Annotated in this window: 20 protein-coding genes; 3 read left to right on the forward strand and 17 right to left on the reverse strand. The window is 48.3% G+C overall.

Translation table 11 applies throughout. From position 1 onward, the window contains the following. Positions 1 to 7 precede the first annotated feature (7 nt). The 8 genes from ABDB91_RS19645 to ABDB91_RS19680 all read right to left on the reverse strand — a co-directional run bounded on the left by ABDB91_RS19645 (position 8) and on the right by ABDB91_RS19680 (position 6,182). A complete protein-coding gene (locus tag ABDB91_RS19645; protein WP_347489425.1) occupies positions 8 to 346 on the reverse strand; it encodes a TusE/DsrC/DsvC family sulfur relay protein in 339 nt (112 codons plus the stop codon). 21 nt (positions 347 to 367) lie between these two features. After that, positions 368 to 1,750 carry a (Fe-S)-binding protein gene (locus tag ABDB91_RS19650; RefSeq protein ID WP_347489426.1) on the reverse strand — a complete coding sequence of 461 codons (1,383 nt, stop codon included), beginning with the start codon at positions 1,748 to 1,750 and terminating at the stop codon, positions 368 to 370. Between the two features lie 3 nt (positions 1,751 to 1,753). After that, complete coding sequence (locus tag ABDB91_RS19655) at positions 1,754 to 2,578, reverse strand: respiratory nitrate reductase subunit gamma (RefSeq protein WP_347489428.1); 825 nt, start codon at positions 2,576 to 2,578, stop codon at positions 1,754 to 1,756. A gap of 51 nt (positions 2,579 to 2,629) precedes the next feature. Further along, positions 2,630 to 2,815, reverse strand: a complete 186-nt coding sequence (locus ABDB91_RS19660) for a 4Fe-4S binding protein (protein WP_347489430.1) — start codon at positions 2,813 to 2,815, stop codon at positions 2,630 to 2,632. A gap of 397 nt (positions 2,816 to 3,212) precedes the next feature. Then, positions 3,213 to 4,055: an Mrp/NBP35 family ATP-binding protein gene (locus ABDB91_RS19665; RefSeq protein WP_347489432.1), complete on the reverse strand. Its 843-nt coding sequence runs from the start codon at positions 4,053 to 4,055 to the stop codon at positions 3,213 to 3,215. 45 nt (positions 4,056 to 4,100) lie between these two features. Then, on the reverse strand, positions 4,101 to 4,958 hold the full coding sequence (locus ABDB91_RS19670) for an ATP-binding protein (RefSeq protein WP_347489433.1): 858 nt from the start codon (positions 4,956 to 4,958) through the stop codon (positions 4,101 to 4,103). Then, positions 4,936 to 5,799, reverse strand: a complete 864-nt coding sequence (locus ABDB91_RS19675) for an ATP-binding protein (protein ID WP_347489435.1) — start codon at positions 5,797 to 5,799, stop codon at positions 4,936 to 4,938. The genes ABDB91_RS19670 and ABDB91_RS19675 overlap by 23 nt, the downstream gene beginning before the upstream one ends. A gap of 14 nt (positions 5,800 to 5,813) precedes the next feature. Then, a complete protein-coding gene (locus tag ABDB91_RS19680; RefSeq protein ID WP_347489437.1) occupies positions 5,814 to 6,182 on the reverse strand; it encodes a NifB/NifX family molybdenum-iron cluster-binding protein in 369 nt (122 codons plus the stop codon). Positions 6,183 to 6,383: 201 nt separating this feature from the next. Here ABDB91_RS19680 and ABDB91_RS19685 point away from each other — a divergent pair, with 201 nt between their 5' ends. Continuing rightward, positions 6,384 to 6,626: a zinc ribbon domain-containing protein gene (locus ABDB91_RS19685; protein ID WP_347489439.1), complete on the forward strand. Its 243-nt coding sequence runs from the start codon at positions 6,384 to 6,386 to the stop codon at positions 6,624 to 6,626. Between the two features lie 59 nt (positions 6,627 to 6,685). After that, a complete protein-coding gene (locus tag ABDB91_RS19690) occupies positions 6,686 to 7,849 on the forward strand; it encodes a DVU0298 family protein (protein WP_347489440.1) in 1,164 nt (387 codons plus the stop codon). A gap of 102 nt (positions 7,850 to 7,951) precedes the next feature. On the opposite strand, the gene ABDB91_RS19695 is transcribed toward ABDB91_RS19690, so the two are convergent. The 5 genes from ABDB91_RS19695 to dsrA form a co-directional block, all read right to left on the reverse strand. Next, positions 7,952 to 8,590, reverse strand: a complete 639-nt coding sequence (locus tag ABDB91_RS19695) for a YkgJ family cysteine cluster protein (RefSeq protein WP_347489441.1) — start codon at positions 8,588 to 8,590, stop codon at positions 7,952 to 7,954. Further along, positions 8,587 to 9,213 (reverse strand): tetratricopeptide repeat protein, encoded by a 627-nt coding sequence (locus ABDB91_RS19700; RefSeq protein WP_347489443.1) that lies wholly within the window; start codon positions 9,211 to 9,213, stop codon positions 8,587 to 8,589. Before ABDB91_RS19700 ends, ABDB91_RS19695 begins: the two co-directional genes overlap by 4 nt. A gap of 248 nt (positions 9,214 to 9,461) precedes the next feature. After that, entirely contained in the window at positions 9,462 to 9,695 is a 234-nt protein-coding gene (locus tag ABDB91_RS19705) for a dissimilatory sulfite reductase D family protein (RefSeq protein ID WP_347489444.1), read from the reverse strand. A 233-nt stretch (positions 9,696 to 9,928) separates the two neighbouring features. Continuing rightward, positions 9,929 to 11,116 (reverse strand): dissimilatory-type sulfite reductase subunit beta, encoded by a 1,188-nt coding sequence (dsrB, locus tag ABDB91_RS19710; protein WP_347489446.1) that lies wholly within the window; start codon positions 11,114 to 11,116, stop codon positions 9,929 to 9,931. Positions 11,117 to 11,128: 12 nt separating this feature from the next. Beyond that, entirely contained in the window at positions 11,129 to 12,547 is a 1,419-nt protein-coding gene (gene dsrA / locus ABDB91_RS19715) for a dissimilatory-type sulfite reductase subunit alpha (protein WP_347489447.1), read from the reverse strand. A 775-nt stretch (positions 12,548 to 13,322) separates the two neighbouring features. On the opposite strand from dsrA, the gene hflX reads away from it, so the two are divergent. Next, positions 13,323 to 15,110 carry a GTPase HflX gene (gene hflX, locus ABDB91_RS19720; protein WP_347489449.1) on the forward strand — a complete coding sequence of 596 codons (1,788 nt, stop codon included), beginning with the start codon at positions 13,323 to 13,325 and terminating at the stop codon, positions 15,108 to 15,110. 243 nt (positions 15,111 to 15,353) lie between these two features. On the opposite strand, the gene ABDB91_RS19725 is transcribed toward hflX, so the two are convergent. The 4 genes from ABDB91_RS19725 to rlmH form a co-directional block, all read right to left on the reverse strand. Next, positions 15,354 to 17,048, reverse strand: coding sequence for a glutamine--tRNA ligase/YqeY domain fusion protein (locus ABDB91_RS19725; protein WP_347489450.1), 1,695 nt, complete (start codon positions 17,046 to 17,048; stop codon positions 15,354 to 15,356). Between the two features lie 252 nt (positions 17,049 to 17,300). Further along, complete coding sequence (locus ABDB91_RS19730; protein ID WP_347489451.1) at positions 17,301 to 18,515, reverse strand: NADP-dependent isocitrate dehydrogenase; 1,215 nt, start codon at positions 18,513 to 18,515, stop codon at positions 17,301 to 17,303. Positions 18,516 to 18,688: 173 nt separating this feature from the next. After that, entirely contained in the window at positions 18,689 to 19,159 is a 471-nt protein-coding gene (locus ABDB91_RS19735) for a spore coat protein (RefSeq protein WP_347491672.1), read from the reverse strand. Between the two features lie 168 nt (positions 19,160 to 19,327). Further along, on the reverse strand, positions 19,328 to 19,807 hold the full coding sequence (rlmH, locus tag ABDB91_RS19740; RefSeq protein WP_347489452.1) for a 23S rRNA (pseudouridine(1915)-N(3))-methyltransferase RlmH: 480 nt from the start codon (positions 19,805 to 19,807) through the stop codon (positions 19,328 to 19,330). Positions 19,808 to 19,999 lie beyond the last annotated feature (192 nt).

Genomic DNA, 19,999 nt, shown 5'->3' on the forward strand with positions numbered 1-19,999 from the left:
AAAAGCATCATACACACCCGGTCGGCGTGGGCAAACCTGCCAGTTTGCAGGCGCCCTTGGCCGGACCGGCTGGAAAAAGCTCATAAATATACTTTAAATTGCAGCCCGTATCTTGACAAAGCTTACGTACCATGGGTGCAATTTGGTATTGCTTGTAATAATCACGCAGATAGTTAATTACTTTCCAATGATCTTCGGTCAACCCGACAATTCCTTCGGAGGCGGCAAAAGCAACAGCTACATCTTCATTCCACAAGTCCGGATCAATCATGAACCCGTCCTCGTCCAACTCTATTTCCACGCCGTTTACGGCAATGGCAGCGGACATAGCTTTACGCACCTCCATTAAAAGGCAACCGAAATACCATTATTTCCAAACCAACGCTTTACCCACGAGATCGATAAGACCTTTAACCTCCACACCAAGTTCATGTTCCTCAACCATGGGATACAGCTGAGCTTTACAAATGGAACAAGGCGCGCACAGGATACCGTCGCCGTCTTTGCCAACCCCGGTAGCCCTCACTTGCTCGGCCTTTTTATTGCTAAGCAAAATGCGGCGCTGGTACATTTCCGGATCGTCGAACAAAATACCTGAGCCGCCGCCACAGCAGAAATTATCCGCACCGTGCGGATACATTTCCCTGAAATCGGAAACGGAAGCACGCATCAGCACACGCATATTTTCATTCAGCCCGCAGGCCCGCACATAGTTGCAGGGGTCATGCAGCGTAACGGGTTTGGTGTTTTTGGTCGGGTCAAGCTTTAACTCATTTTTGCGAATCATGTCCGCCACTTCATCATGGATATGAGTGATGGGCCAGCGTATCGGCCGGTCGGCCAGGGACGGGATGTACATCTTGGCTGCCCGCCAGCCGTGCCCGCATTCGCCCCAAACAATTTTCTTGATACCGAGCTCCTGGGCAGCGTTCAGAAGACGCATGACATTGCCCCGCTGGGTCCAGTACTGGTCGAACAACAGGCCAAAATTACCGGCCTCGGTAACGGTACTGGGAATGGTCCAGTTGGCGCCGATATAAGTAAAATACATGCCCGCGCCCATCAGCGTATAAGGGTTGAGCAAGAAGTCGGCCGATGAGGGAATATACATGATATCGGATTCGGGCTTGTCAACGGGAAACTCCACTTCCACGCCGAACTCGTCCATGATTTCTTCGGACATGAATTCCAGGGTATCCACAATAGCAGGTTTGGGGAAATTAGTATGGTTGCCCACTTTTTCCATGGCTTCGCCCACAGCGGCATGCAGCTTGGGTGTGATGCCCAGCCAGTGCAGCAATTGGCGACCGATAAAGGTTACCTCGCAAGTATCAATACCGAAGGGGCACACGTGGGCGCAACGACGGCACTGACTGCACTGGTAGAAATAAGAATACCATTGTTCAATGATATCCAGGCTGATATCTTCGGCCCCTACCAGTTTGCCAAACCAGCGCCCCTCCAGGGTAAAGTACCGCTTGTAAATCTTGCGGATCAGCTCGGCCCGGTTGGTGGGAATATTGTTGGGATCCCTGGTGCCCAGATAGGTGTGGCAATTTTCCGCACACTGGCCGCACTTGGTGCAGGATTCCATGGCCATTACAAAAGAGCGGAATTTTTTGCGAATTTCATCCAAAAATTCAATTGCTTTTTCCGGTTTTAACTCATCGGGCACCGGCTCAATGTGAATTTTACGCATTTCGTCCGGCGTTGCCCGTTGCGGCTGCACCATACCTTTATATTCCGGCATAACTTACACCCCCTCTTCAGCGGCATCGCCGGCAGGCACACCAAGCCCTGCCTTACGGGCCGCGGCTACATCAATATTGGGTAAACCGGGGGCGGGATCATGATAGACCCGGTTAACAATATAACGTTCGGCAAACATACCGAATATATGCATCAGTTTGCTAAATGGGAATACAATCAGCAAAATCTGCACCAGCAGATAGTGAGTCAGGAAAAACCCGCTTTCCAAAAGCTCCATATGCACTACGGGCTGGAACATAATAAGCGCCGCCATATACTCGTACACCAGTTCATAATGAATGTGATAAGTAGGAATGAAACGCATAATATTGCCTATGCCCACCAGCACCAGCAGGTAAATCAGCCATAAGTTATCACTGGGTTTGGTCACCAGCTTAACTTTATCCAGGGCATAACGCCTATAAAGCAGGTATAACAGAGCAACAAATAATACTATACCAAAAACAGAACCCAACAAATCGGACATTTCCACACTAAGTTCCGGTGTAATACCCAGGCCGGGAATCATCGCGAACTGTTCACCCAAAGTACCAAAACCGACAATGTGCCCGCCAAGAATGTTAAGCAGGGCAAAGTGCATCAGCAGGGCGCCGGCCCACAAGGCTTTGTCAAATCTAAACAGATTGCGGAACAAAAATGCTTCCGAGCCTATCCTCACAGCAACCTGGCCATTGGTTTGCAGCCAGGGCGACAGCGTAACATTATGCACAATACGCGCACCGGCCCAGCGCCCCAAACGGTAAAGTACGCCCAGGGTAAATAAGGTCACTGTTATATACGGAAGTATTTGTCCAATTAGTAACTTCACTCACACACCTCCCACGGAGCATAGCTCTCGGCGTACGGGTCAAAATACATATTAATTTTCCTCCAAAGTGACAGCACCGCTGGGGCATACGCTGACACAGGTTTCGCAGCCAAGGCAGTCGTCGACATTAACCACAGCAGCTTTACCGTCCTCCATTTCCAGAACAGATGCCGGGCAATTTTCGACACATTCACCACAGCCCTCACATTTGTCGCGGTCAACGGTTACTACGAACATTACGTTCACCTCCTTAACATAATTATGTTTGTACACTTCCTGCAGGCAGTCCCGCCTGAACAAGACCGCCTCCATAGAATAACGACGGGTAAAACCGTACAAATCCCTTATACCATATTCGTTGTCTGCGAAATTATTCCTTCCGCAAAGAGACAACAACAACCGGTTTTTTTCAGAATTAAGCAAAAAACCTGCAAAAAAACGACAACCCTGGCCGGGTCACCAACCGCCATATATGTTAATTAACTGACTATCCTTTTCGCTTGTAATAATTGTATACCAATACGGTGCAGCCAGTCCATAGGGGACTTATGGTATTAAGCATAAGCAAAACCGCCTGCCGCCAGGCGGTTTACACAAAATCAGAGCAGGCTTTTATTACCATATTCCAACATATTTAAGAAATACTGGTCACCCGTTTATTTAAAATATCCTCCAGGCCTTTAAACAACTCACGGTCATATTTTTCAATCTGACCGGCATCGCTCAATTCGGCCAGGGCAGGATCAATAGGTAATTTCTCCAGCAGGCGTAAACCCATAGAGGTAGCCAGGGAAGCGGCATGACTTTCACCGAACACTTTAATTTCCCTGCCACAATCCGGGCAGCGCAAATAGCTCATGTTTTCCACAAACCCCAGCACCGGTATATTCATATGATTGACCATATTAACAGCCTTACGCACCACCATATTGGCCAAATCCTGCGGCGAAGTTACGATAATTACGCCGTCAAGGGGCAGGGATTGCATAACAGTGAGGGGCACGTCACCTGTTCCCGGCGGCAGATCCACTACCATATAATCCACCTTACCCCAGGCTACATCAGTCCAGAATTGTTTGACTGCCCCGGCAATAATGGGACCGCGCCAGATCACCGGTTGATCTTCTTTTTCCAATAACAGGTTAAGAGACATCATTTTAATGCCCTTTTCCGTCATTTTAGCATACATCACATTTTGATCATGCTGGGGAACGCCGCTGACACCAAACATTTTGGGAATGCTGGGGCCGGTGATATCGGCATCCAGTATGCCCACCTGATAACCTTTATTGGCCAAACTAAGCGCCACCAGAGCGGATACGGAAGATTTGCCCACCCCACCTTTGCCGCTCATTACAGCAATAACATGTTTGATATCGTTATATTCGTTCTGGGGCAGTATATCTATGCCGCATTTATCCGGTGAACACCCCTCGGTTTTCTGGTTACAGCTACTGCACTTTTCGTCCTGTGACATAATCCTCTCCCCTTTTAATTAATTATACATGCTTTCAAAACATTACTATATACCCAATTCTTCTTGCATGCAATGCCAAAGGGCAATAATATCATCAACTACAGTACTGACCATTTGAATTACAGGTTTTCCTTTCATGGCAGCGGCAATAACGGCGGGATCATAACTCACGCGCCCCATGACAGGTACATTTACCTCACGGCACATTTCTTCCACCTGCCGGGTATTTTCCGGGTTGATATCCCACTTATTAATACATACTGCCGTTTTCACCCCGAAGTGTTTGGTAAGATCCAGCACCCTGGATAAATCATGCATTGAGGAAAGGCTGGGCTCTACCACCACCAGCGCCAAATCCGTCCCTCCCAGCGAAGCAATCACCGGACAGCCTATTCCCGGCGGGCCGTCAGTGATGATTAACTCTTTGCCTTCTCTTTCCGCCAGCATCCGGGCCTGCTTGCGCACCTCGGCAACTAATTTGCCCGAGTTATCCTGGGCTATACCCAGCCGGGCATGTACAAAGGGCCCGAACTTGGTGCTGCAGGTAAACCAATGCCCGGCCAAATTTTCCACCATGCGGACAGCACCCTCGGGACAAGCATGATAACATACCAAGCAGCCTTCGCAGAGCAGTTCGTCTACTTTACCGGACTTTATAGCTCCGTAATTGCATAACTCCTCACACAAGCCGCATGCGGTACATTTGGCAGCATCAACTTCCACCCGGGGCATACCCCAAAAATTATTTTTAGTTTCCAGAGTGGGATCCAAAAGCAGATGCAAATTAGCCGCGTCTACATCACAGTCCGTAATCACATGCTTGTCCGCCAGCACAGCTATAGATGCGGCAATACTGGTTTTCCCGGTGCCGCCCTTACCGCTAATTATAGTTATTTCTTTCATTAGCTACCAGCTCCTCGATATGCCTATATAGCTGCCTGAATTTATTTTCCCACTGTTTATCCACCCGGACCAGGGGCACTCCCCGGGAATAAGCTTCAGCAATTTTTTTACTAAGCGGTATGGACATTAATATAGGCAGTTGTTCCTTCCGGCAATATTTTTCTATCAGTTCAATACCGTTATGGGCACGGTTAATCAGAACGCCACAGGGCACTCCCAGCGTCCTGACCATCTGCACAGCCAAGTCGAGGTCATTTAAACCAAAAGGAGTGGGTTCAGTAACCAGCAAACAGAAATCAGTGCCCCGCACAGTATGGATTACCGGGCAGGAGGTGCCCGGAGGCGCATCCAATACTGTAATCCCCCGGCCGGCCAAAGCTTTGGCCTCATCCACCAGGGGAGGGCTTAACGCAGCCCCCACTTCCAAACAGCCGCGGGCAAATAAAATATCTTCAGCCAAGCCTTTTTCAATTTTGCCTATTCTTTTAGGCACCGAAGTGATAGCCTTTTCCGGACAAAAATACCGGCAGCCGCCACATCCATGACAGAACTCGGGAAAGGTAATTACACTGTCCCCGGTGCACAGCAAGGCATTAAAGGCGCATAAATCAGCGCATTTTCCACAATAGGTACATATATCATTATCAATCCGGGGCACATCAATATATATTTCCTTTGCATCTTCCAGCTTGGGATTGAGAAAAATATGCCCGTTGGGCTCCTCCACATCACAATCGATAAAGGTTAAACCGTGATTATCCGATGCCAGAGCCAAGGCAATACTTGTGGCTATAGTTGTTTTGCCGGTGCCGCCCTTTCCGCTGGCCACCGATATGATCATTTTACCACCCGCCCCTAGCTTTTAATTCCCGAATGCTCTTGAGCATTCGGCAGAGCCAGCGGCTCCAGCTGTCCATCTTTATATTTTTCCATAGTCTCGGCAACCGTGCCGGAAACGCCGGCATATACCGCCATACCTCCGCTGGAAAGGGCCGACATGGCATTAGGGCCTACCCGGCCGGTCAATACCACATCTATCTTGTTGCTCAACAAAAGCTGGGTGGTCCTGATCCCCGCCCCACCGGCACTTGCAGATCCTTGATTATCAATTACTTCTTGCAGCTCACCCTGTTCATTAAACACCAAAAAATAGGCACAGCGTCCAAAACGCTCTTCCGCCGGTGCACTAACTTCCGACCCGGCTGCACTGACTGCTATTCTCATATTCATCATCCTCCGGTAATATTGCGTATTTTATTCCAATACCACATGTTCTTATCTAATATTAAATGTTTTATGGACTTATGTCAATAATAAAAATTAAAAAACTGCCGTTTCCAACTGTTTGACGCTTAACGGCTATGTTGATATACTTAAAATGGACGGGAAGATTTGTTGCTAAAACGATTTGAAGGGAAGGTAATTATGCCTATCTTTGAATTTCGCTGTTTAAAGTGCGGTAACGTTTTTGAAAAACTATTTATAACCGGGCAGGAAGAATTCGCTGTACATTGTCCGCAGTGTAAGGCAGATTCTTTAGAGCGTGTAATAAGCAAAACAAATTATGTTATGGGACCCGGCAAAGGCGGCGGCAAAACCAAGATGACAACAAAATCATGCGGTTCCGGCAATAGCTGCACTTCATTTGAAATACCCGGTCCCGAATGATTTGGGGAACGCTTTTAAGCCGGTCAATTTTTATGTAAAGGGGCGCGCTTAAGTTACCCATGAATGAACGTAAACGTAATCTGATGGAAGAGTACACAGGCCGGGACCCGCGGGTAAAACCGGGGTGTCCTTTTTGCGGTTTGCCCATTGAAAGGCCTGCGGAGCAAATCCTGCGCAGGCCGCTTGAAATGCCGGTGGGGTCGTGTTCGTGCGGCGCGGTATACGCATACGATGCTACGGGACACAATTTGGGTACCGCATTTTCGGAAGCGCTTGTATTTGCATGCAATATGGATTGGGATTTAGCTTGGAGCTTACTGCCCGGCGAGGACTACCTCGAAGAGCTGGTGGAGAAATATGATATTGAGAGTAATTATATAATACCGGTGGGAGCTTACGAGGGCCGTCGTATTTCAGGTGCCCTTTATTTTATCAGAATGCACAATGATATTCAAGAAGTCACCCGGCAAGGCGTGCAAAAAAAATTAGACCGGGCCAGGTCTGTCGCAGCTGCTCCGCAAACAGATACCATTAAGCAGAAAAGAAAGAAAAAAATTGACAAAAAAGAAATTGAGGCATTGGTCGACAGTTACCGGCTGGAGCCGCTGCTGGATATTGCCGGTTATGACAAAGGGATTATCAGATACCTGCAGCGCATCCTATATACGGGCGACGAGCTGTTGCGCTTAAAAACGGCGGACGCGCTGGGTCAGGTATGCGCAATAATTGCACAGCATGATCCGAGTGCGGTTTCCAGGCTTCTGCAAAGGCTCCTCACATCTATATCCAACGCCGGTTACGGCGCGTCAACCTGGGGGGCTATTGATGCCATAGGTGAAATAATAGCCGGCTCCCCCGATATGTTTGGCGGTTATGTACCTGTCTTGTTGCAATTTTTAGAGGAAGAAGACTTAGACCTCAGACCGTCAATTTTAAGAGCCCTGGCAGTTATCGCCGGGGAGAGACCCGACTTAATTACTAAAACATTCTCATACTTTATAAAATATGCCGGTATGAACGAACCCCAAACCCGGGGCAATGCGGTTTGGCTGATGGGAAACCTGGCTTCGGCAACAAACCCCAGGCCGGGCGCATCCGAGGCCAAAGCAGAACTAAACACTATTACAGGCGACAATCGACCCGTCAGTATATATGCAAAGGGTGTTTTAGAGAAAAAAAGCATTGGCCGGCTGGCTTTGCTGGCACTGGAAAAGCTGGGGTAACAATATTTTTTAACCAAACGATGTGCATATCCTCATAAAAAGCACTGCCCGGTAAGACGGGAAGTGCTTTTCGTACTTTACGGCTTTTAATATAATGCTTTTCTATCGCCCGTTATCTATTTGGAGCAAGTCTTCCAGCGGAGTCTTGATTGACTTGGATACGGATAACAGCAATGCGGCCCGCTCCGTGTCGCTGACTCCGGCCCGCTCCAAAAACTTGGCGGACAACCGGTAAAGCTCTTTATACATACCATCAAGATTAAACACCGGATACGACCGGCCCTTTTCAAAACCAGCTTTAAAGCAGGCGTGCACTTTACCGTTAGTCATTGCCGGTATGCCGTAAACCCGGCAGGTTATCGGCCTTACCGAATACAGGCGACATTTCCGGTCATCACCCAGCAGCGGGCACCTGACCCTCTCTTTGCCAATGGCATCGGCAAGTTTATTCGAGTCTCCGCTGTGTTCCTGCAGCCTTTTTTCCATGGCCAGCAAAGCTTCGTCCGCCTCATCCGCACGGGCCATGATAGCCCGCTTGCTTTCTTCGCCTAAGGCATTGATTTGTAGATTAAGATAAGCCGACTCAATTAAAAACAGCCCAAAAACCGCGCTGCAGCAGTCGGCACATTGCTCCGCACACTTGACGCATGCCGCATAGTCCTTTTCCATATTTTGAAACGCGGCATCCGCCCTGGCTGTCAACTGTTCATATTCTTTGAATAGATCGTCATATTGTTTCATTTTTTCCGATATGGCTCCAATTCTTTTAGAAAATCCGGGTGTACCCCAAAGCCAAGTTTTATGGCTTTATCCACGTGCTCAATAGCTTTAGCATAATTATTTTTTAAATAGTAAGCATAGGCAAGATTATTTTGCCCCAGTCCGAACTCGGAAGCAAATCCAACCAGCTTTTCACCCGTGGTGACAGCGTTATCGAGATCATCTTTTTGGATATAAGCATTAATTAAATTACTCCAGGCCTGGACGATTTCAGGATTTAATTCAATGGCCTTATTCAATGCGTCGATAGCTTCATCCGTTTGCGCCATTTGCAAATAGGCGAACCCCAGATTAGCATAGCCCCTGGCATATCTGGGCTCAATCTCAACTGCTTTTTTATTGGCCTGTACGACCTTTTCCAGGTCGCTCAGCTTAAAATAAATATACCCCAAGTTGACACAGGCCTCAAACATCCGGCCACTGTTGGCGACAGCTTCCTCAAAAAAAGCGATGGCCTCTTGCAACTTGCCTTGCTGCATCAGCGTTACACCCAGATTGTATTGGGCATTGGCACATTCCGGGTTTTCATTGAGCATGTTAATTTGCTCGTCAATAAACTCTCTGGAATCCTGTGGCGTGGTCATAATTATCGGCCTTTCTAATTCAAATAGTTAAAAGCTATTGGTATTTTAGCATAACCGGATTAGCTTCCGATTATCTGCCCTGAAAAAGTTCAGGATACTTTTAAAGCTCAGGTTGCTTTTAGAGCTTTTCATTCTCCGCCGGCGCCGTGCAAACAACATGAGCAGCTATTAACAATAGGTTAATGCCGCTTAAAAAAAGAGACTGCTATCCGAAAGGGCTAGCAACCTCTCTTCACAACTAAACCGTTTTATTCCGGATCTTCCGTCATGCCCCGGCCTTTAAGACCGTACATTGTGCTGCTGCCGGTAGAAAAATAGATCATTGTACCGTCGTTAATCAGCGCTGTGCAAGCTTTTTTAATTTCTCTCATTTTAGCGTCCGGCATTACCTTTTGAACGGCTTTTTCAATATCTTTAAAGTAAAATTTGGTTTTCTTGCTGGTTTCAGCAAATTGAACAATAACCTTTTTCATTTCTTCCATACTAACAATCTCCCTCCTTTGGAGCAAGTTCTTTATTCAGAGAGATTCAACTCGCCCTGATTTTAGAACTAGCTGCATGACTTGGCTGGCGTTGTACTGCCGCTTATAGAAGCGGGAGACTTACGCCAAGTCAGTCAGGTTAAATAAAAGGTTATACTGTAAATAAAGGGTTAGCCCCGCTGCTGCGGTTATGCAACAGCGGGTCTAAACCCCGCATAATTAATTCAGTAAAATTATTCTATCCCACCGGCGACTTTTGATACATTCCAGGCTGCATCAGTGAACTTGAACTGAGTGCTGGTCCGCCAGGTGTCATAAGCCAGGCGATAGTCGTCAATCAGGTGATCAGTGAATTCCAGGCCGGTCTTCTCGAAGAATTTTTCCCAGCCAATACGCTCGGCCCAATCGCCCAGACGCTCGTACTTGTTGGCATCAACAGCGTAGGCTTCGATAATCTTCTTGACGTTTTCCACCACTTCCGGGAATCTCGGGAAGGTGTTCGGCAGCCAGGGCACGACAACCTTGGAGAATTTGGGCTGGCTGATCCGGTTGGAGATCTTGCCGCCGGCCAGGATGGTCACGCCGTCGCCTTCCTTGTCGGAAAGAGGCAGTGCCTGGCACATAGTGTAGCAGTTACCGCAGAACATGCAGCGCTCTTGCTTAATTTTAACGGTTTTGCCGCCTTCCGGAGTTTTGTCCGGAGAAATGGCGCCCACCGGGCAAGCTGCAATGGCCAGAGGTATTTCACAAACCCTGTCGATAACCTCGTGGTCAACGATAGGAGGCTTGCGGTGGTAGCCCAACAGAGCAATGTCCGAGCAGTGCACGGCACCGCACATATTCAGACAGCAAGCCATGGATACGCGCACTTTGGCCGGCAGTGTCATGCCCTGGAAGTATTCAAACAGTTCATCCGCCACAGCCTTAACCATGGAGGAAGCGTCAGTGGCCGGGGTATGGCAGTGTACATAACCCTGGGTATGCACAATGTTGGTTACGCCGGCGCCTGTGCCGCCGATGGGGAACTTATAGCTGCCGGATACAAACTTACGGCTTTCCAGATCCTTCTTCAGTGCTTCCAGTTTCTCAACGCTGTCTACCAGGAACTCAATGTTGTTCCGAGTGGTAAAGCGTACAGAGCCAGCACAGTATTTATCGGCAATGTCGCAGATTTCTCTGACGTGCTGTACGGTCATAAACCGGGCGCCGCCGCATCTTACGGTGTATACCTTGTCACCGGTTTCAGATACGTGCACTAAAATACCGGGTTCCAGCACTTCGTGGTAAGCCCATTTGCCATAGTTATTTTGGATGACAGGAGGGAAGTACTGCCAGAAATGTCTGGGGCCCAGGTCTGTCAGCCTGTCCTTCAGGGGATCCTTGGGATCATATAAGCCGAGTCTATCTAAAGATAAAGCCATTACACAAACCTCCTATCTCTTATGTCTGGCCCGATATTCTTTAATATCCCTGGTCCAGCCGCCGGGTACGTCCTCTTCCTTCCAGAAGATATACGGGTTTTCACGCGGAGTTTTAACCATCTGCGGTGCGGGCGGCAGTCCGATAATCTCAAGGAATTTCGGCAGACCAAAGCGCTGCATCAGTTCACCCAAACGCTCACGGTTTTTGCCTTCTTCCATCCAGAATTCCCATACTTTCTCGATGAACTCTTTAATGTTGTCGTAAGGCGGTTCGGCCTTCATGAAAGGAACGATGAGCGTAGCCATTTGGGCGCCTTCCAGAATAGGTGCCTTGGCTCCCAAAAGAATGCTGATACCGGTATCTTTACCAGGTCTGAGCGCCTTGGGCATAACGTTGATACAGTGCATGCAGCGGGTGCATTCTTTGTTGTCGATCACGAGCTCGCCGTCAACCATGGACATGCACTTGGTGGGGCACAGACCAATAACTTCTTTTTGGATATCAAATTTACCCCAATCTCTTCCCCTATGCGCACCGCCGTTAGGCAATACATCACCGGCGATGTAAGCTTTAACCGCATCCTGGTCAATGCGGATATCGTCTCTCCAGGTACCGATAAAGGACATATCGGAACGAGCAATAGAGGCCACGCAGCCGTTCGGGCAGCCATCAAACTTGAATTTGAACTTGTACGGGAAAGCCGGACGGTGTAACTCGTCTTGATAATACTGAGTCAATTCATAGCACAAAGCCTGGGTATCATAGCAGGCAAATTCGCAACGGGCTTTACCGATGCAGCAGGAAGGTGTGCGCAGGTTGGAACCTGAACCACCGATATCCTGGCCCAATACGTGAGTAAGCTCGAAGAAAATTGGTTCCAATTGCTCGGTGGTGGTCCCCAACAGCACCATGTCACCGGTGGAACCGTGCAGGTTCATCAGGCCGCTGCCCCGGTATTCCCACAGGTCACAAACAGTCCGCAGGAAATCGGAATTATAAAACTTACTGGCCGGCTGATTAACCCTGATGGTGTGGAAATGGGCAATTGAAGGATATTTTTCCGGCAGGTCGGAATATCTGCCGATAACGCCGCCGCCGTAACCAAACACGCCGACGATACCGCCGTGTTTCCAGTGTGTTTCACCTTCGTCAAAGGATACTTGAAGCTGACCAAGCATGTCCTCGACAACATCCCTGTCGATGAGCATTCTGTCATCGGCCAGTTTCCTTCTGTGCAGGGCTTCCTGCTTGGCATCGGATACAAAACTGGGCCACGGGCCTTTTTCCAACTCTTCCAGGTCGGGAATCTCATGTTTAACTTTAAAATTCTTAAGTTCTTCGTCCGTATAATTTTTTAATTCTGCCTCGGAGTAAATTCTTGTCTCTTCGTACTTAATTTCCTTTTGCGGTTCTTTTGGCTCAAAAGGCACTGCAATACCTCCTTTTGTTAGTAGACTAAATAGCTAGAAAATTTATGATTTAATGGCTGATTCGATAGCCCGGTGACACCTCCTTCCAAATATAAATAACAAAGCCGCAAAGACGCGAAAACTCAGCCTTACTAAACGCACCTTTTACGTCTGAGGCCAAGGAATAATATACAGCTATAACTTTACAAGGAAACAGTATAGAACAGTATAGTAAGAAATTCGTTATTTTTTGTATTATTCCTTCCTGCCCATGTTATTTTTTTAAAAACCTGCTCATAACTTGTCCATAATAAGAAAAAAGAACTTTCTATTAATTGTAACCAATTAGCGAGCCATAGTCTATAGGTGGTAGATGGCAATTGTCCGCAAGCACCGTTTTGCCGCTCCTTATCGAATATAAAAGCCGCACCGGGCTTTTAGCCAATGAGCATGTTCAACAAGTCACAATGCCCGGCGCACGTTCTCGTTTTCCTTATATTTGATACCTGTAACCAAGCGGGCAACAACGGATGTAAACCGATCTGATGTAGAAGTTTGCTCAAGTCAAAAAATCAAAAGCTTTGCACCATATAATTGTATTCGTTACTTTCTTATAATATTCCTTCCTAAGATACGACTTTTTTATATCCCACGGTTTTATTTTAACTGACCGCACCGTCTTAGTCCACAGGTGGTAGATGGCAAAATCATCGCCGCTATCTAATTTGCTTGCTGTCGATTATGTCTATGCTATAATTGTTTTTATACATAACGACCATTAGGGATGTGATTATATTTGACCAAAACCGTCTACGGAAATACCCGGGGTCTCAAAAAGTTTGACCTGGATTTATTGCAAAGTATTTATGACCTGGCAATCGATAAAAGCATGATCATCTCGCTGGAAATAGTCCGGATTATAGCTGATATATCCGGCGGCAGCCAGCGGGAATTGGCCGTATTTATTGACCGACAGGGACAGGTGGTATCCGTTGGGGTGGGCGATGCCGCAACGGTACAGCTTAAGGCGCAAAGCAAACGACGCGGTGCTTACCGTCTGGCGGGCCTGCGCTGTATCCATACCCATCCTTCGGGCAATGGGCAATTAAGCACAGTGGACTACGCGGCCCTTTACGATATGCGCCTTGATGCGATGGTGGCCCTGGGAGTGCTGGAGGGTAAAGCAAAAGAAGCCTGGCTGGCTTGTCTGGAACCGCAGGATGGACAAATTACCAAAAACTTTCAGAACTACGGGCCAATGTCTATAGACCAATTAGTCGAATTTCCTCTGCCAGCATTAATCCGGGACATTGAGGAGCGCATTATCCCCCCCGCGGCCATGTGGACAACCGGAACCCAGTCGGCTGAGAAGGCGATACTGGTTACCATAGACCACGAGAATACCCTTGACGAACTGGCCTTGCTGGCCGACACCGCGGGGGCAAATCCCGTAGCCAGAGTGGCCCAGCGCAGGCAGCGGCCGGACATGGCCTTTTTTATCGGGCGGGGCAAAGTGGAGGAGTTGGCCTTGCAGCGGCAGCGTTTGGGAGCGGAGCTGGTTATATTTGATGACGAATTAACCCCCACCCAGGCCCGCAATTTGGAAAACGCCATTGGCTGCCGTATTATAGACCGTACAACTTTAATACTGGACATTTTCGCCCGGCGGGCCCGCACCAGAGAGGGGCAGTTACAGGTTGAACTGGCCCAACTGCGCTATTTGCTGCCCCGTCTCACCGGACAAGGCGCCGTCCTGTCCCGCCTGGGCGGCGGCATCGGCACCCGCGGCCCGGGGGAAACCAAACTGGAAACCGACCGACGACATGTCAGGAAACGCATTGATGAGCTTACCGACGCCCTGGAACAAGTACGCCGGCACCGCCGACAACAAAGACAAAACCGCCGGGATTCGGCCACGCCTGTGACAGCGCTGGTCGGGTACACCAACGCCGGGAAAAGCACTTTGCTGAACGCCCTTACCCAGGCGCAGGTGTATACAGCGGACCGGCTGTTTGCCACGCTGGACCCCACCACCCGCCGCCTGCAGCTGCCCGGCAACCGGGCAATACTGTTAACCGATACCGTGGGGTTTATTCGCAAATTACCGCACCACTTGGTAAAGGCTTTTCGGGCCACCCTGGAAGAAGTAATCGAGGCAGATCTTCTGCTGCATGTTGTGGATGCGGGCCATAGCGAGCTTGTCGAACAAATTGCCGCCGTGGAAAGTGTTTTAAGGGAACTGGGGGTGCTGGATAAGCAAACCATATTGGTCTTTAACAAAATAGACCAGCCGGTCAACCGCCAACTGCTGGAACAAGTAAAACTATCGGGCCAACGCCAGGCTGTGGAAGTATCCGCCCGCACCGGCACCGGCCTTGCACAGCTTAAGGAATCAATCGCCCAAAATACCCTTCGCCACCGGCGGCTGTTTAAAGGCCGGCTGCCCTACGACCGAACAGACCTGGTGGCACTGCTGCATCAGTACGGTGAAGTTTACAGCGAACAATACGGCCCGGAAGGTATCCGGGTGGAAGCGACAGTAAATGAGGAGCACTGGGCCTCATTCGCCCCGTACAACAACTAAGCCAGGGGAAGGTGCCGGGTGTTGAAAGGTTGGTGGAAGGTGCCGGATGTTGAAAGGTTGGTGGAAGGTGCCGGATGTTGAAAGGTTGGTGGAAGGTGCCGGATGTTGAAAGGTTGGTGGAAGGTGCCGGATGTTGAAAGGTTGGTGGAAGGTGCCGGATGTTGAAAGGTTAAAAATCTGAGATTTTCAACCTTTCAACACCCGGCACCCAAGCCCGCTTTCGAATCGGCTCTTTAACTTTAACTATTTATTGCCCTGTGCCTTTTGTATCTTGGCCCAGGAATCTTTTAACGACACTATCCGGTTAAAAACCGGTGCGCCTGCTGATGTATCCATATCGGCACCAAAATAGCCTTGTCTTAAGAACTGGTACCGGCTGCCCGGCTGTACATCCGCCAGACTGGGTTCCACCAGGCAGGTCAATACCTCCAGCGACCCGGAATTCAAATTTACCCGGAAATCTTCGTCTTCTTCCGGGTTTTCTTTGACGAACAAATGGTCATACAAGCGCACTTCGGCTTTAACCGCATGGGCAACCGAAACCCAGTGCAATGTGCCTTTTACCTTGCGCACCTCATTAGACATACCACTGCGCGTTTCGGGATCATAAATGCAATGCAGCTCCAGCACCCGGCCGGTTTGCTCGTCCTTGACCACCCGTTCACATTTAATAACATAAGCATGTTTAAGCCGCACTTCACGCCCCGGAGCCAGGCGAAAGAATTTCCTGGGGGGGTCCTCACGAAAGTCATCTTGTTCAATATACAGTTCCCGGGTAAAAGGCACCTGCCGGAAACCCATATCGGGATGCTCGGGATTGTTCTCGGCTTCCAGCATCTCCACCCGGTCTTCCGGGTAGTTGTCAATAATAACCTTTAGCGGGCGCAACACCGCCATCGCCCGCATGGCCCGGGCATTTAAATCTTCACGGATACAATGTTCCAGCATGGCTATATCGACAAAGCTGTTGCTTTTGGCGACGCCGATCCGTTCACAAAAGTCCCGAATGGCTTCAGAGGTATAGCCGCGCCTGCGCAAACCCGAGATGGTAGGCATACGCGGGTCGTCCCAGCCACTGACAAATCCTTGTTCTACCAGTGCCCGCAACTTGCGCTTGCTCATTACGGTATGACTAAGATTAAGCCTGGCAAATTCAATCTGCTGCGGCTGGCATGAAACATCCACGTTATCCAGCACCCAATCATACAGCGGGCGGTGATCTTCAAACTCCAGGGTGCAGATGGAATGCGTAACCCCTTCAATGGCATCCGAAATGGGGTGGGCATAGTCATACATGGGATAAATACACCAGTTATCGCCTGTACGGTGATGATTAGCCCGCTGGATGCGGTACAGCACCGGGTCACGCATATTCAAATTGGGTGACGCCATATTAATTTTCGCCCGCAGCACGCGGGACCCGTCCGGAAATTCGCCCGCCCTCATCCGCTGGAACAAATCCAGGTTTTCATCCGCCGAACGCGTACGGTAGGGACTGTCCTTCCCCGGTTCCGTCAGCGTACCGCGATACTTCCTGATTTGCTCGGCAGTTAAATCACATACATAGGCTTTGCCCGATTTAATTAACGCAACGGCATACCCGTAGAGCAACTCAAAATAATCTGAAGCATAAAACAACCGGTCATCCCAGTCAAAGCCCAGCCATTTAACATCCGCCTTAATGGAATCTACATATTCGACTTCCTCTTTAGTTGGATTGGTATCATCAAACCGCAAATTGCATAAGCCGCCGTATGTTTCGGCCAGACCGAAATTCAGGCAAATGGATTTGGCATGTCCAATATGCAGGTAACCGTTGGGCTCAGGCGGAAACCTGGTGTGTACACGATTGTTATCTTTGTTATTTTTTAGATCTTCATTAATGATGCTCTGAATAAAATTTGTGCTGTTGGACAGTTCATTATGCGGGTCCTTCATTTTATTTCAAACCTCCTTGAGCGGGATCATTGTATTATGCTTAAATTTGGTTCATATTTCCATATATTAACCCGAAAAACTGCCAATTATGTGACCATTACATTTTCTCTCGTTTTCTACCTATATGTCAATAATCCTTTATACCAAAGTCACGGTATCGTCAGAGGCTTCAAAAACAAGGCCACAGCAATAAGAGCAGGGTTTCATCGAACAGCGCAAAATCCGGGTGCGATATCCCTCTTAGATAATTAATCACATACGAAAATCCCGTCCCAGGCGGGCATGAACCGCTTGCAAAAATTCCGCGGTATTGACTGTCTTTTTGTCCCCTTCCGCCAGCAAAGCCAAATCTTTGGTCATTATCCCTTCTTCTATGGTATCTATAGCCGCTTGTTCCAGATTACCGGCAAACTGAACCAAGCCGGGGATACCGTCCAGTTCACCTCTTTTTTTCAACGCGCCTGTCCAGGCAAATAAAGTGGCCATTGGGTTGGTCGACGTTCTTTCACCTTCGAGATAGCGGTAATAATGCCTGGTTACCGTCCCGTGGGCCGCCTCATACTCATAACAGCCATCAGGCGAGACCAGCACCGATGTCATCATGGCCAGGCTGCCAAAGGCGGTAGCCACCATATCCGACATTACATCACCGTCATAATTCTTACAGGCCCAGATAAAGCCGCCCGAACTGCGTACCACCCTGGCCACGGCATCATCAATCAATGTATAGAAATATTCAATTCCCGCCTCCGAAAACTTATCCTGATATTCTTTGGCAAAAACATCTTGAAATACATCTTTAAAGTTATGATCGTATCGCTTGGAAATGGTATCCTTGGTGGCAAACCACAAATCCTGCTTTTGATCCAGCGCGAAATTAAAGCAGGCCCTGGCAAAACTCTCAATGGACTTATCCAGGTTATGCATAGCCATGATAATGCCGGGACCGGCAAATTCATGAATAACCTCTCTGGATATATTTCCGTCCTGATTCGTAAAAACAATCTCCGCCCGGCCTTGGCCGGCAATCTTCATTTCAACGCCCCTGTAAATATCGCCGTAAGCATGTCTGGCAATGGTAATGGGCCTTGACCATGTTTTTATAAAAGGCTTTATATTCTTGACAATAATCGGTGTGCGGAAAACCGTGCCATCCAGAATAGCCCGGATAGTTCCGTTGGGGCTCTTCCACATCTGTTTCAGGTTATATTCCCCGACCCGCTGGGCGTTGGGGGTAATAGTGGCGCATTTGACCGCCACACCGTATTTTTTGGCGGCCCGGGCAGCGTCCACCGTTATCCGGTCGTCTGTTGCGTCCCGCTGCTTAAGTCCCAGATCAAAGTATACCGTTTTTAAATCTATGTAAGGAGTCAATAAAACCTCTTTGATATCCCGCCAGATAACTCTGGTCATTTCATCGCCGTCTATTTCCACCAGCGGAACTTTCATTTGAATTTTTCCTTGCATAAGAACAACTCTCCTTTTCGCATCCAATTTTATGTCAGTATATTATACAACATCCCCGTTTACAAAGAAAAGAGCAAACGGGATTGACAAGCAGCCTCCACGTTTGCTCTTAATGCCTTTAAAACAAAACTATATAAAACCCAAGAATTTTTACAGGCTCGAAATTAAGATATTTACTGAACGTTATACATGCCTTGGCTTTGTAAATAATTAAAGATAGCCTCACCATGCTGCTGTTCTTCTTTTTGAATGTGATTTAATGCCTGCCGGGCATTAGCATTGGTACATTCGAAAATTGTATTGTCGTATGTACCGGAAATATACTTTTCGGTAACCAGCATATCGTTACACATCTCGATATCATTCTGGCTTGCGGCGCCCGGGGCATTGTTCCGGGCAGCTGCTTGTGAATATTGGCCCTGGCTTTGGGTCTGACTTTGACCCTGGCTCTGACTTTGTTGGCCTTGTTGCAGATTGGGAACCTGACCGCTTAACAGCTGATTTACAGTATTCAAATGCTGTTGTTCTTGTTGTGCCAGTGAATTGAACAGCTGTTTAAGCTGAGGATCCCGGGCCTGTTGAGCATAGCTTTGATACTTTTGTATGCATAGTTCTTCATGCTTTTTTTGATCTTGCAGTAACATATTCTCTTTTTGAGATAGGTTAAATGACAACTGTGATCCACCTCCTATATTTTTATTATTGTTATTATTTAACCTATCTTAATTTTTATACCTTAAGCAATAAAGGCGGATCATGCCCGCCTCAACCTATCGGGCATGATCCGCCCTTTATTGCCGGTCTATCTTGCTTTACTTGTGGTACGGTTCACCACGTGATATTTTAAAAGCACGATAGATTTGTTCCAATAAAACTACCCGCATGAGTTGGTGCGGGAAAGTCAGGCGGGAGAAAGACAGCCGCCAATGGGCCTGTTTGAGAGCTTGGGCCGGCAAACCAAGGCTGCCGCCAATCACAAAGGTAATGTCACTGTGCCCCGCCAGAGTCAGTTTATCCAAGCGGGCGGATAATTCCTCCGAGGCCACCTGTTCACCTTGCACGTCCAGAGTCACCAGGTAGGTATCCGCCCGGAGGTGGCGGTTAATTTTTTGCCATTCCAGCTGTTTAATTTTTTCCCCTTCAGCGATCGACAAACCCTCAGCAAAGCCTTCGTCCGCTACTTCAACTATTTCCAGGCGGCAATAGACGCTAAGCCGCTTACTGTATTCCGCAATTGCCTCACGCCAGTATCTTTCCTTTAATTTACCCGCCGCAGCTACCGTAACCCGCATCTTTGGCCCGCCTTCACGTAAATTTAGACAATACATATAAGCTTAACAAAGCGTATTCTAAATGTTATAACCAACATCATTTCCTCAAAGCCTAATTTCACTACAGCCTCTTCCAGAAAAACTCACTCATTTAAATGAACTTTCGCTTATAATGCCTGGCAATTTCAAGGTTGTCGGGGTTTAGCAACAACC

Origin of the sequence: Desulfoscipio sp. XC116 (assembly GCF_039851975.1) — a bacterium.
GTDB lineage: Bacteria > Bacillota > Desulfotomaculia > Desulfotomaculales > Desulfallaceae > Sporotomaculum.